11 protein-coding genes are annotated in these 12,221 nt (G+C 63.3%); 2 read left to right on the top strand and 9 right to left on the bottom strand.

The window, feature by feature from the left end; translation table 11 throughout:
• Positions 1–25: 25 nt before the first annotated feature.
• The 5 genes from KP003_RS05155 to KP003_RS05135 all read right to left on the bottom strand — a co-directional run bounded on the left by KP003_RS05155 (position 26) and on the right by KP003_RS05135 (position 5,202).
• Complete coding sequence (locus KP003_RS05155; protein ID WP_216790872.1) at positions 26–1,291, bottom strand: MFS transporter; 1,266 nt, start codon at positions 1,289–1,291, stop codon at positions 26–28.
• Positions 1,292–1,296: 5 nt separating this feature from the next.
• The gene (locus tag KP003_RS05150) at positions 1,297–1,707 is read right to left on the bottom strand and encodes a hemerythrin domain-containing protein (RefSeq protein WP_216498307.1); all 411 of its coding nucleotides are present in this window, start codon (positions 1,705–1,707) and stop codon (positions 1,297–1,299) included.
• Between the two features lie 263 nt (positions 1,708–1,970).
• Positions 1,971–3,152: a hypothetical protein gene (locus tag KP003_RS05145; protein WP_216790870.1), complete on the bottom strand. Its 1,182-nt coding sequence runs from the start codon at positions 3,150–3,152 to the stop codon at positions 1,971–1,973.
• Positions 3,153–3,241: 89 nt separating this feature from the next.
• Positions 3,242–4,777 carry an FAD-dependent oxidoreductase gene (locus tag KP003_RS05140; protein WP_216498309.1) on the bottom strand — a complete coding sequence of 512 codons (1,536 nt, stop codon included), beginning with the start codon at positions 4,775–4,777 and terminating at the stop codon, positions 3,242–3,244.
• Positions 4,778–4,848: 71 nt separating this feature from the next.
• Positions 4,849–5,202: a cytochrome c3 family protein gene (locus KP003_RS05135; protein ID WP_217300436.1), complete on the bottom strand. Its 354-nt coding sequence runs from the start codon at positions 5,200–5,202 to the stop codon at positions 4,849–4,851.
• Between the two features lie 240 nt (positions 5,203–5,442).
• On the opposite strand from KP003_RS05135, the gene KP003_RS05130 reads away from it, so the two are divergent.
• Both KP003_RS05130 and KP003_RS05125 read left to right on the top strand, forming a co-directional pair.
• A complete protein-coding gene (locus tag KP003_RS05130) occupies positions 5,443–7,077 on the top strand; it encodes a sigma-54-dependent Fis family transcriptional regulator (RefSeq protein ID WP_216498311.1) in 1,635 nt (544 codons plus the stop codon).
• A gap of 73 nt (positions 7,078–7,150) precedes the next feature.
• Positions 7,151–9,427: a Tex family protein gene (locus KP003_RS05125; protein WP_437178059.1), complete on the top strand. Its 2,277-nt coding sequence runs from the start codon at positions 7,151–7,153 to the stop codon at positions 9,425–9,427.
• 107 nt (positions 9,428–9,534) lie between these two features.
• Here KP003_RS05125 and KP003_RS05120 read toward each other — a convergent pair whose 3' ends face one another.
• From KP003_RS05120 to KP003_RS05105, 4 genes are all read right to left on the bottom strand, one after another.
• Positions 9,535–9,978: a hypothetical protein gene (locus KP003_RS05120; RefSeq protein WP_216498312.1), complete on the bottom strand. Its 444-nt coding sequence runs from the start codon at positions 9,976–9,978 to the stop codon at positions 9,535–9,537.
• Between the two features lie 237 nt (positions 9,979–10,215).
• Positions 10,216–10,863, bottom strand: a complete 648-nt coding sequence (locus KP003_RS05115; protein WP_216498313.1) for a phosphatase PAP2 family protein — start codon at positions 10,861–10,863, stop codon at positions 10,216–10,218.
• 88 nt (positions 10,864–10,951) lie between these two features.
• A complete protein-coding gene (locus KP003_RS05110) occupies positions 10,952–11,242 on the bottom strand; it encodes a DUF2325 domain-containing protein (RefSeq protein ID WP_216498314.1) in 291 nt (96 codons plus the stop codon).
• A gap of 47 nt (positions 11,243–11,289) precedes the next feature.
• The gene (locus KP003_RS05105; RefSeq protein ID WP_217300435.1) at positions 11,290–12,036 is read right to left on the bottom strand and encodes a DUF3793 family protein; all 747 of its coding nucleotides are present in this window, start codon (positions 12,034–12,036) and stop codon (positions 11,290–11,292) included.
• Positions 12,037–12,221: the final 185 nt, after the last annotated feature.

The raw sequence follows: 12,221 nt of genomic DNA, 5'->3' as shown, positions 1-12,221 counted from the left end.
AGAATAGCCGTTTTCGCGGGCCCGGTCAAGCGGCGTGAGAGTACGGAGGGACCGATTCACATGAGGACGATGCCGTCGCGGAGGCAACCGCCAGCGTTTTGGGGGACGCGGCGAGAGCGACCTCCGGTTCGCCCTGGCTTGTGTGGAGGGCGAAGAGGGCGACGGCGCCAAGCCCGATGGTCCCCGCCGCATGGAACACGGCGACCAGTCCGAAGGCCCCCTGCAGGAGCGCGCCGAGAAGCGGCCCCGCGGCGAAACCCAGGTTGAGGGCGGCGTTGAAGGTCCCCACCGTCACCGCCATGCCGTGCCGCGCCCCCTCCTCCACCAGGAGCGCGCTGCTCGCCGGCTGCGAGACCACGCTGCAGACGCCGATGGCCAGGGTGAGGAGCAGCATCTGGTAGAAACCGGGTGCCGCAGGGATGAGGAAATAGAGCAGGGATACGGCGCTCCCCCCTGCCAGCACCAGCAATCGGCGCGGCGCGCGGTCCGAGAGGATCCCCATCGGGCGCAGGAGCAGCGTCATGGCGACGGTGCCCGAGGCGAGGACCAGGCCGCTGCGCACTCCGGTCAACCCCAGCTTGCCGGTGAGCAGGATGGGAAGAAAGGCGCCGGTAAGCGAGATCCCGAAGGCCCTGCCGAAGATGAAGGCCAGCAGCGCCCGGTAGCTGCCGGGGGCACCACTGCGCCAAAGTTGCGGGGCGCCGGTCCGGGCATGGCGCGGGGCGTTGCCGGCGAAGCGCCCGCCGCCGGGGATGCCGCGCAGGGCGGCAAAGAGGGCGATCACGCACAAGAGCGCGACCGCCGCGAAGACCCCCGCAAAGCCCCCGCAGTCCTTGAGTATGCCGCCGGCAAGCGGCCCAAGGCAGAGCGCGCCGTAAAAGGAGATGTCGAAGGTGGCGAGGACGGTGCCGCGCTCCTCCTCCCCAGCGCAGCTTCCCACCAGCGACAGGAGCACCGGGCGAAACAGGGCGCAGCTCACCCCCTGCAAAAGGCGCAGCACGGTGAGCGCCGCAACCGAGAGGTTCAACAGGTAGCCGACCGACACCAGCAGGTAAAGGGCGAGGCTCAAGAGCACGGCCTTTCGGTAGCCGACCCGGTCCGACCAGGCGCCGAGCGCCGGGCCGCACGCTATCTTGGAGAGGGAATAGCAGACCAGCGGCAGCCCGAGCATGAGGCCGCGGGCGCCGAGGCTGAAGAGATAGGTCGAAAAGAAGGCGTCGGCGATGCCGAAGCCGAGCGTTACGGCGAAGTTCACCAGGAACAGGGTGCCCAAAAGCTTGCGGCCTCGCATCGTTTTCACCCCCGTGCGGTCAGAAACGCCTCGAAGGCCCGGTCGTGCACGTCGATGTGCTCCAGCCAGAGACGGCGGATCTGCTCCAATTCGTCGGCCGGCGTCCCCTTCCCCATCGCCAGGCGGTAGCGCAGCTTCGCAGTCCCTATGCTGATCGACTGGTGGCACAGCCGGTGCTCCCTGGCCTTCGGGAAGGCCACCAGTTCCATGAAGCTCTCCTCCGGGCCGATGTGGGTGAGAGTCGCCGTCACCAGTTGGTCGAGTTCCCCGCTCACGTCGCAGCTCGGCTGTCGGCGCAACTGCTCCAACATCCGGTTCAGGCGGTCGATGATGCTGCGGTAGCGGCTGTCCCACTGCCGCGCTTCTTGGGACGGGTCACGCACGGTCGGAGTGAGGAGCTGGCTGTTCTTTTCCATCGTTTTCTTCCATTAGACTATTGAGCATGGGCTTCGCACATGCGTCCACCTCCCCTCTTCCCCTGGGAGAGGGTCAGGGTGAGGCGTTGCCAGGGGCAAGATAACCGCGGCGGGCAGAACCCTCACCCGCCCTTCGGGCACCCTCTCCCGGAGGGAGAGGGACCAGCGGGAGATCATCGCCAATCGGGTTTCATGAAGGCGGGGGGAGCACACCCCCCGCCGCCACTGCTGCGATGTCCGGCCGCCGCCGGAGCATCCGGGTGTTAAAAGGTCATCTGCCACTTGGCGCCGGCGATCAGGGAACGCGGCTCCTTCTGTCCCAGGGAGTTCTTGAAGTCGTTCAGGTAATCGACCTCCGGGACGATGTTGATGTGCTTGCCCAGGGCATAATTCATGTTCACGAAAGCGGCCATGCGGGCGTCGGCATGCGCGATCGGGTTGTCGTCGATCACGTAGGACGCGCCGGTGTAGAGCATGGCCCGGTCGCTCGCACGGTACCCCACCTGGCCGAAGCCGCCGTAGGTGTGCGAGTTCTTGCCGTGCAGGGTGTCGTAGTAGGCGCCGTTGGCCTGGCCCGGGTTGGCAAGCGTGTTGCCGGTGCCGTTGCCGGTGGCGGTGCTCATGAGGTCGCCGGTGTTCTGGCCGGTGAAGACGTTGTAGCTGAACTCGACCGGGGCGAGATCCACCTTGCCGTGGAAGAAGGCGAGGTAGGAGTAGATGTCATGCTTCAACGGGGTGGAGTTGTTGGTCGAGCTGGTCACCTTGTACCAGTTGCCGGCGACGCCGCCGCCGTAGGTCCAGTTGTTCAGCTTCCCTTCGTAGCCGACCACCATCTTGGGGAGCATGGTGTCGTAGTCGGTGTAGGTCGCGGCGTAGCTGTTGCCGGTCTGGCTGTAGGCCGCGGTCACGTCGGCGTTGGGGGAGACGTTGGTGGTGTTGTTGGCCTGGTTGCCGACGCGCGGCTGCATGGCGTCGACGTAGAAGCCGTTGTTCATGGTCACCTTGATGTTGGCGTAGCGGCCGTCCCAGAGCGAGCCGTAGCCGTTGAAGCCGCCGTCGCTGTCCCAGACCTGCTGGGAGCGGAACACGTAGGGGCTCGGCGTCTTACCGATGCGCAGTTTCCCCTCGCCGAAATCCCACTCGCCGTAGAGGAGCCGCACTTCCACCCCCTTGGAGTACGCCTTCGGGTTGTAAAGCCCGATCTCGGCCACACCAGAGTATTCCCCGTCCTTCACCTTGACGCCGACGAAGCTGTCGCCGAAGTTGTCCAGGCTGAAGTCGCTGTCGTGTCTGGCGGCCCCGGTGGCCGGGCTGTAGAAGGAGTTCTGGGTCCAGAAGGTCCCCAGCTTGATGTTGCCGTAGGCGTTGAGGTCGATGGCCAGGGCGGGTGCGGAGCACGCCATGGCGGCAGCGAAGGTCATGGCGGCTAAGTTCATCTTCTTCATGGTACTGTTCCCTTTCGATTGGTAGTCGTTGATTTAGTTGCAATACCTGCGTCTGCCGTGGCGGGGTCACCGCCACGGCAGGAAAAGCGCTACTTGGTCATGCCTGCGTACTTGAGGGCGTTTTCCGCCGCGATGCGCCCGGAGTTGATGGCGTAGCCCGCGGTGCCGCCTCCCAACAGCAGGTCGTAGCTGTCGCCGTACATGCCGCCGGAGTCGGTGCCGACCGCGTAGAGGCCCGGGATCGGCTCGCCCTTGGCGTTGAGCGCCTCGGTGTTGCCGGAGATCTTCACACCACCAAGGGTGCCCAGGTGACGCGGCAGGAGCTTGACCGCGTAGAAGGGACCGGTGGCGATGGGGCGGAGGTACTTGGACTTCTTGTTGAACTGGCTGTCCTCGCGAACGGAGGCGGACTTGTTCATGGTCTCAACGCTCACCTTCAGGATCTTGGGATCCATGTTGAGCTGCTTGGCCAGTTCCTCGATGGAGTCGGCCTTGAAGGCGAAGCCGCGCTTTCTGGCCAGCTCCTTGTTGAAGGACTCGTCGAACTTGGCGAGCTTGGTCCCCTGGAGCACCCACTCGCCCAGCGGCATCTCGATCCCTTTCTCGACGGCCTGCTTCCTGGTGGCCTCGTCGAAGATGGAGTAGGCGGTGCCGCCGATCCTGGTGATGGCGTTGCCGGCGTAGGGCCAGAACTCGACGCTGGACTCGTCGACGTAGCGCTCGCCGCGCGGGGTGACCCAGAAGTAGGGCTGCACCGCGAGGGCGATCATCTGGTCGGCCGGGTGGAAGCCGGGGAGGCCCGGGCGGTAAGCTTCGACGGTCCCCATCCCCTCAAGCTGCGCGCCGACCTTCTCGGCCATCCTGATGCCGTCCCCGTCCTTGCCGATGTTGCCGACCGGGATCACCTCCGGGTACGCGACGTACTTCTTCATCATCTCCTTGTTGTTGGCGAAGCCGCCGGTGGCGATGATCACGGCCTTGGCCCTGATCTTCAGCTGTTCGCCGGACTTATCCTTGGCCACAACGCCGACCACCTTGCCGTTGTCGGTGATCAGGTCGGTGCCCGGGGTCTCCAGGAGGATCTTGCCGCCGTGATCCTGCACGTACTTCTCGAAGACGTTGATCATCCTCTGGCAGTGAAAGTCCCTGGGGTTCTTGTCCGGGTAGTCCGGCCCCGGCGCGATGACGTGCCAGGTGAGCGGGCCGCCGAAGCCGCCGACACCGACGTACTCGATCTTCACACCCAGGTCGTCGAGCCAGTCGATGGTCTCGGCGGACTTGTCCACGAAGTTCTTGGCCAGGGCGCCGTTGGCCTTCCAGTGGCTGTAGTTCATGATCAGCTTGAAGGCGAAATCCTTGCTGACGTCGATGCCGATGCGCTTTTGCTGCTTGCTCTCGGCTGCGAAGACCCCTTCGCAGAAGCTGCCGGTGCCGCCGACCTTGGCCTGCTTCTCGAGCACCACCACCTTGGCGCCCTGCTGCAGTGCCTGTACCGCGGCCGCCAGGCCGGAAGTGCCTGCGCCCACCACCACTACGTCGGTCTTCATCTCCTTCTCTGCCATCGCCGGAGCGGCGAAGGCGAAAAGGGCGACGAACACCACCGCCATACCTCGAACTCTCCTCATCGATTCCTCCTCTTTGATTTCCCCTCAGGGGTTGGTGAGACGCGGGGTCGCCGCGTCCTGAACAGTTCGAGCTACTTGTCCTTGAATTCGAAGTCGCTGTGGCACTCCAGGCACAGGTATTCCGAAGGTGCGTGCACCCGGTGGCACTTGAGACACGCCATCCTTCCCAGGTGGGAGTCATGCGGGTTGTTGTGCATCCCCTTGGTGCGCTCGGCGACCTTGTCGTAGCCGCCGTGGCAGTCGAGGCACGCCTCGATCCCTGCCGCCGCCGTCGGCTTGTCCGTCTTGTGGCAGTCGGCGCAGCCAAGCCCCTCGGAGGCATGCTTTCCCTTGATGTCCGCCGCAAAGGCCTCGCTCCGGGTCCGGAACAGCCCCGCCCCCAGGGCAGCCAGCAGCGCCAGCGATACGAAAAATTTCTTACCCACCTTGAACCTCCTATTCGTGTTGTGCGCCTTTACTCGCGGGGGCCAGAGCCGCGGAGCGGGCCCCGTTGTGTCGACGGGCGGCAAAAAAACTCGCCTTGCATGGGTGAATAGCAGCGAGCGTGCCACCAGAAAAGAAATGCGAAAACGGCAACTTGCAACAAAGTCACGTATACAGCGTGAAAAATGCCTATCATTATGATAGTGTGCTTTATTATTCTGGTAGGCAGCTAGGAGGCGGGGATGCAATCGGCGGATCTGGATTTACGGGAGCTACTTTCCTTTCGTCCCGACGGGGGGACCATGTTCTTCATGGGGCGCAGGGCGATCATCTTCGATGCCGTCGCGCTGGGACTTTTGCGCAAGGAACTGATCAGCTCGCTCGGCGTGGCTGCCGCGCGCAGCATCCTGACCAGGTTCGGCTATGCCCACGGCAGGATGACGGCGGAAAGCCTGAAGCAGGAATTCCCCGACCTCTTCGCGGACAGCTGGACCGGGCCGAAACTGCACATGCTGCAGGGGATGGTCCGGGTGGAGGAAAACAGGCGCAGCGACGGAAACGACGACCAGCCCCTGGTCCAGTCCTTCTGGTACGACTCCTACGAGGTGGAGCAGCACCTTTTGCACCTGGGGCTTTCCGAAGAGTCAGTCTGCTGGACCCTTACCGGTTTCGCCAGCGGCTACGTCTCCTATTGGAGGGGCGAAAAGGTGTACTTCATCGAGGACCGCTGCTGCGGTAAGGGGGACGCGGTCTGCCACGTCGAGGGGAGAACGAGGGAACAGTGGGGCGAGGCCCTGGAACCGTATCTCCCCTATTTCGAATCCGAGACCGGCGACGAGGTGTTCCAGAACCTGGCCAAGGCGTTGCGCGATACCGAAGAGCGCCTGAAGAAGCAGCGGCGCCAGATGTCGTGCCTGAGTGCGGGGGCGGAGGAATTCGGCTGCATCACCGCGCGCTCGAGCGCCATGCGGCAGGTGGTCGAGCTGACCCGGCGCATCGCGCGCGTCGATTCATCGGTGATCGTGACCGGCGAAAGCGGCGCAGGTAAGGAGCGCATCGCCCGGCTGATCCACGAGGAATCGGCCCGCGCCGGGCGCCCCTTCGTCGCGGTGAACTGCGGCGCGCTTACCGAAACCCTTTTGGAGAGCGAGCTCTTCGGCCATGCCAAGGGGGCGTTCACCGGGGCGGATCGGGACAAGATGGGGCTCATCGAGGCGGCAAACGGCGGCACCCTGTTCCTGGACGAGATCGGGGAGGTCTCCCAGTCCATGCAGGTGAAGCTGCTACGGGTGCTGCAGGAACGGGAGGTGAGACGGGTCGGGGAGAACCGGTCGCGGCAGGTGGACATCAGGGTGGTCGCCGCCACCAACAGGAACCTCTCCGACGAGGTGAGCAAGGGGAACTTCCGGCGCGACCTGTACTACCGGCTGAGGGTGATCGAGGTGCGGGTCCCTCCCCTGAGGGAAAGAAACGAGGACATCCTCCCCCTGGCGCGCATCTTCCTGGAGCAGGCGTCCAAGCGCGCCGGGCGCAAGGTGACCGGGTTCACGCCCAAGGCGGCCGACCAGCTGCTGCGCTACACCTGGCCGGGCAACGTGCGGGAACTTCAAAACGCGGTGGAGCATGCCGTGGCGCTTTGCCTGGACACGAGAGCCGACCTCGAGGACCTGCCGGAAGAGCTCAGGTCCGCGCTGCCAAGGCCGGGGATCGTTGAGTCGGTGCGCCCGCTGGAAGAGGTGGAGCGGGAGTACATCCTGGCGGCTTTGAGGGCGACCGGAAACAACAAGTCGCGCACGGCGGCGGAGTTGAACATCGGCGTCGCAACCTTGTACCGAAAGCTCGCCGAGTACGAGAAGCAGGGGTTCCTCCCCCACTAGGCGGGGCGGGAAAGTTCTTGCCCCCGGCGCCCAAAGAGTGTAAGAAGTACCTCTTTTTTTGGAGGAGACCGTTTTGACTATTCACGCAACAGACACACCACAACTTCTTGAAATCGTTGTTGAAGAAAGCGGGCTGCCGCGCGGCGGGGTGCTCGCCACGGTCTCGCTTTTGAACGAGGGGGGCACCGTCCCCTTCATAGCGCGCTACCGCAAGGAGCAGACCGGCGAACTGGACGAGGTGCAGATCCGCGAGATCGAGGACCTGCTCAACTACCACCGCGAACTTGCCGAACGCAAGGCGACCGTGCTGAAAAGCATCGAGGAGCAGGGGAAACTGACCCCGGAGCTCTCCGCGCGCATCGCGACCTGCCGCAAGAAGACCGAACTCGAAGACCTCTACCTCCCCTACAAGCCCAAGCGCCGCACCAAGGCGACCATCGCCCGGGAACGCGGCCTGGAACCACTGGCCCAACTGGTACTGGCGCAGGAGTTGACTGCAGGCTCGGCGGCTGATGCCGCCGCTCCCTTCGTCAGCGACGAACTGGGGGTCCCCGACGCGGCTGCTGCCTTGGAAGGAGCGTCGCATATCCTCGCGGAGCAGCTTTCCGAGGACGCCGACCGGCGCGCCATGGTGCGCGACCTCACCCGCGCCGAGGGGATCTTCGCGTCGCAGCTTTTGAGCGAGGGGGCGGATCGCGAAGGCAAGTTCAAGATGTACTACGAGTACCAGGAGCCTCTCAAAACGATACCGTCGCACCGCATGCTCGCGATGAGACGCGGGGAGAAGGAGGAGGTGCTGCGCCTCACCCTGCTCGCGCCGGAAGAGGAGATCGTGGCGCGGCTCAGGGGGGGGCTCATCAAGCGGGAAAGCATCTTCAAGGAACTGCTCGCCGCAGTCGCCGCCGATGCCTACAAGCGGCTCATCGCTCCGTCCATCGAGGTCGAGCTGAGGCTGGAAGCGAAGACCAGGGCCGACGAGGCCGCCATCGCGGTCTTCGCGCAGAACCTGAGAAACCTGCTGCTCCTCCCCCCGGCGGGCGGCAGGAGGGTGCTGGGCGTCGACCCGGGCTTGAGGACCGGGTGCAAGCTGGCCGCCATCAGCGAGACCGGACGTTTCCTGGAGCAGACGACCATCTACCCGCACACGGGCGGGCCGAAAGCGGAGAGCGCCGGCGCCGAGTTGGTGCGGCTCGTTGAGCGCCACGACCTGCGCCTGATAGCCATCGGCAACGGCACCGGTGGCCGCGAGACCGAGGTCTTCGTGCGCGAGGCGCTCCGTTCGGCGGGCGTCAAGGCCGAGACGGTCATGGTGAACGAGGCGGGCGCCTCGGTCTACTCTGCTTCCGAGATCGCGCGCGAGGAGTTCCCGGAGCTGGACCTCACCATCCGCGGCGCCATCTCCATCGGCCGCAGGCTGCAGGACCCGCTGGCGGAACTGGTGAAGATCGATCCCAAGAGCATCGGGGTCGGTCAGTACCAGCACGACGTGAATCAGTCGCTCTTGAAGAAGGCGCTGGACGCGGTGGTGGAATCGTGCGTCAACTACGTCGGCGTCGACCTGAACAGCGCCTCCTGGGCGCTCCTCTCCTACGTGGCCGGTCTCTCCGAGAGCCAGGGACGCGCCATCGTGAAGTACCGCGACGAGAGCGGCGCCTTCCCGACCAGGCAGGCGCTCCTGAAGGTGCCGCGCTTCGGCCCGAAGGCCTTCGAGCAGGCGGCGGGCTTCCTGCGCATCCGCGGCGGAGAAAACCCCTTGGACAACAGTGCGGTGCACCCGGAGAACTACGGGGTCGTGGAACGGATGGCGGGCGATCTCGGCGTTACCGTGGCCCAGCTCGCCTCCGACCCCGCCCTTTCCGCCGGGATCAAGCTGGAGCGCTACGTCACCGACAGCATCGGCCTCCCCACATTGCGGGACATCCTGGCCGAGCTGAAGAAGCCGGGGCGCGATCCGCGCGAGCAGTTCCAGACCGCGACGTTCCGTGAGGACGTGGTGACCATAGCCGACCTGAAGGAAGGGATGATCCTGCAGGGGGTGGTGACCAACGTCGCTGCCTTCGGCGCTTTCGTCGACATCGGGGTGCACCAGGACGGGCTCGTGCACGTAAGCCAGCTGTCGCACCGCTACTGCAAGGACCCCAACGAGGCGGTCAAGGTCGGCGAGATCGTCAAGGTGAAGGTCCTCTCCGCCGACCCGCAGACCAAGCGCATCTCCCTATCCATCAAGCAGGCCGAGCCGGAGAAGACACCGAAGAGTGCGGCGCCGAAGAACCAGCCGAAGGCGAAGGAACAAAAGCCTGCCAACGACCTGTCGGCGTGGGAGCGTGCCGGGTTCAGGGTCAGGAAATAATCATTTTCTCCGTGGCCGATGCGTTGTTTTTTTGAATAAAAAAGGGGCTGCCGGATATGAAAACCGGCAGCCCCTTCTTTTTTCTTGCTCTTTCCGATGCTATCTAGCTAGGCGCTTCTCAAAAGCTTGCGGCCGGTCTTGAAGACCACCTCAACCTTGCCCGCCTGGCAGGATGCCACCACCCCGGTCCCGAAGGTGGGATGGCTGATCAACGTGTTGGACTTGAACTTCCCTTCCATGCTGTAGGGAACCGCGAGATCCGGATCGAGAGGGCGGATCATCTCGTCCCAGATCGCCTCGTCCGATATCGCCGGTGCCTTGGCCGCCCTTGTCCGCGGCGTCTTCACCTCTTTTTCAGCCTTTGCTCCCTTCACGGTGGCGGCCTTAGGTTCTTTTACAGGACGATGGTTGTGTTCGCTGCCGCAGGTGTTGCATTTCACCCGCACCACCTGACCCGCCACCATCGCGACGATGGTGTGGTTCAGCAGTGCCTTGCAACGCGTGCATTGCGAGTCGACCATGTCTCCTGCCGTTAAAGCTCTTCTTTCCATTGGGCCTCCCTGACCTTTTTATGCTCAAACAAAAAGGGCTTAACCGTAGGCGGCTAAACCCTTCCCATGCGTTATCTGATCGCGGTGACAGTCCCCCGCTCATCTGTTACGAATCGTTGGTTTAAGCGTTCCTTCTATCGTCAATGTGCTGTTGAAATATAAGGGATTTCGGCCTGCGATGCAAGGGAAAAAACCCGAAGCAAAGCCACGCTGGGCGCGCCACTACGGGAACCCCCGTCAGTTGGCAGAGGTGCGGCGCCTGCAAAAAATCAGGCGGGAGACCATCACCTCGAGCAGGATGGCGAGGTAAGCCCCGACGACGACGTCGCTCAAGAAATGGTAGTTGGTGGCAACGAGCGCGGCGGCGAGCAGGATTGCGGTTACGATGCCGATGGGGCGGCTTTCTGGGTAGAAGCGCCAAACAGCGGCCAAAAGGGCCACGATGACCAGCATGTGACCGGAGGGGAACCCGTCGCAGTACTCCTTCATCTGGAACCAGTGGAAGCCGTAGTCGCCCGGCTCGTGCAGCCAGTAACGGGTGTTGGACCGCCCGAAGGCGATTTTCAACAGAGCCTTGACAAGGTAGGAGACCGGCGCCAGCCAGACCACCTCTTTGGCGAGCATTGTGGCACGGTCGAGGATGCCCCTGCCGTAGCGGAAAAGGTAAAGCAGGCAGGAGCCGACCGTGGCAACGACGACCACGGCGAGCAACAAGTCGGGAAGCTCGGCAGTGGCCCTGACCCAATGCCGGTTGGCATAGAGATAATCCCTGACGAAAACGGCAACCGGTATGTCGAGGTAAAAGACGCAAAGGACCGTCCAGGGTACCAGAAGAGCCCCGATCGCCGCCAGCCTGCGGGATGTCCTGTCATTCACATCGGTCATGCGGATCCTGCCGTATCGTCTTGATGTCGAACACGGCTACACCTAACACAGATGCGATCCGATATGAAGCCGAATTTGCATCAGCTGCTCACTGACAGTTGCGAGCGAGGCACTGGAGACAGTTCCTGAAGGTGCACACGCCGCAGGCATGTTCCATCAGCACCGGGATGTTGTTTGCCTTGGCCACCTGCATCGCCTCGATCTTCACGCGGTGCGACACCTTGTTGGTAAAGATCACCATCGCGTCAGCCTTCTTGAGCTTTGCGGCTATGTTCGTTTCGGAGGTGCTGAAAAACTGCAGCGTCATGCCGGCGCGTTCGGCCTCCTCCATGTAGTGTTTTCCCAGGCGGTCCATCCCGCCGATCAAAGCTATGCACATCTCGCCCTCCCCCCGAGGCGCGCACGCCTCGGTTTTGATATTCACTTTCACGATACTGCCAAAAAAGGGGGCCGCTCCTGCAGGTACGAATCTGCAACAGTGGTGGAGCTGTTTCTCAGGCAATCGAGCGGGCTGCACCCGGCAGCCAGACGCGACGACATCCTGCTGCGGCACTCGCGGTGGCATTCCGCAAGGCGCAGACTCTGCTCCGGTTTGCCGAAGATCTTCCAAGGGCCCTGGCAGGTGAAGGCAAGCTGCGCCCACCCCATGAAGCCGACCACGTCTTTCAGCGGATAGCCGAGAAAGACGCCGATCTCGTGAGGGAACCCCTCCCCCACCACGCGCGTCTGCAGTTCGTCCAGAACCTCGTCGAACTCATCGACGTTGCGGTAGCCGGCCTTTCCCAGGATGATGCGCACGCTTTTCTGGGCGAGCAGGCCGCCCAGTGCCTCCTGCGAGTAGAGCAGGAGCAGGATGGAGGAACCGCGGTCGTCGAGGACACGCACCTTGAGCCCGCTCTGTTCGAGGAGTACAGCACCATGTTCTTTCCAGAGGAGATAGAGGTTGCGACCGCAGGAACGGTTCTTGTTGGCAAGGCAGACGAGGTTTGCCGGCTTGGCGCCCTGCAGCACCTCGGCAAGTTCCAGCGCCAGGAAGGAGGCGAGACATTCTTCGTCGGTCGGGTAAAGTCCGGCAAAATCCTGCCAGGCGGCCCTCGACAGGCGGGTCGAATCGGATGAGCCGACGCCGTTTACCGCTGACAAATCCTCTTTAACCCCAACAGCACCGCTCATATCCCCTCCACAGCCCCTGACAGTGGCTTCCGCCTGATTCACAACACGTTACCCGCACTGACTGAATCTTTTCAAATGGTCACCGCGGCGATAATGAAAACTGTTATCAGTTTTATAAAGAAGATCCCGCCTTATGTCAACAGCTAAATTTGAGGAAGTTTTTTTGGAGCGGGATGGGATGGATA

The organism is Geomonas diazotrophica (genome assembly GCF_019063885.1).
Lineage (GTDB): Bacteria > Desulfobacterota > Desulfuromonadia > Geobacterales > Geobacteraceae > Geomonas > Geomonas diazotrophica.
This window is presented reverse-complemented; position numbering and strand designations above follow the sequence as displayed.

What these genes read in the sequence shown, in the direction of transcription:
- KP003_RS05115 (WP_216498313.1), bottom strand. Translation starts at nt 10,863, where the DNA reads ATGACCGATGTGAATGACAGGACATCCCGCAGGCTGGCGGCGATCGGG.
- KP003_RS05110 (WP_216498314.1), bottom strand. Translation starts at nt 11,242, where the DNA reads ATGTGCATAGCTTTGATCGGCGGGATGGACCGCCTGGGAAAACACTAC.
- KP003_RS05145 (WP_216790870.1), bottom strand. Translation starts at nt 3,152, where the DNA reads ATGAAGAAGATGAACTTAGCCGCCATGACCTTCGCTGCCGCCATGGCG.
- KP003_RS05140 (WP_216498309.1), bottom strand. Translation starts at nt 4,777, where the DNA reads ATGAGGAGAGTTCGAGGTATGGCGGTGGTGTTCGTCGCCCTTTTCGCC.
- KP003_RS05150 (WP_216498307.1), bottom strand. Translation starts at nt 1,707, where the DNA reads ATGGAAAAGAACAGCCAGCTCCTCACTCCGACCGTGCGTGACCCGTCC.
- KP003_RS05155 (WP_216790872.1), bottom strand. Translation starts at nt 1,291, where the DNA reads ATGCGAGGCCGCAAGCTTTTGGGCACCCTGTTCCTGGTGAACTTCGCC.
- KP003_RS05120 (WP_216498312.1), bottom strand. Translation starts at nt 9,978, where the DNA reads ATGGAAAGAAGAGCTTTAACGGCAGGAGACATGGTCGACTCGCAATGC.
- KP003_RS05130 (WP_216498311.1), top strand. Translation starts at nt 5,443, where the DNA reads ATGCAATCGGCGGATCTGGATTTACGGGAGCTACTTTCCTTTCGTCCC.
- KP003_RS05105 (WP_217300435.1), bottom strand. Translation starts at nt 12,036, where the DNA reads ATGAGCGGTGCTGTTGGGGTTAAAGAGGATTTGTCAGCGGTAAACGGC.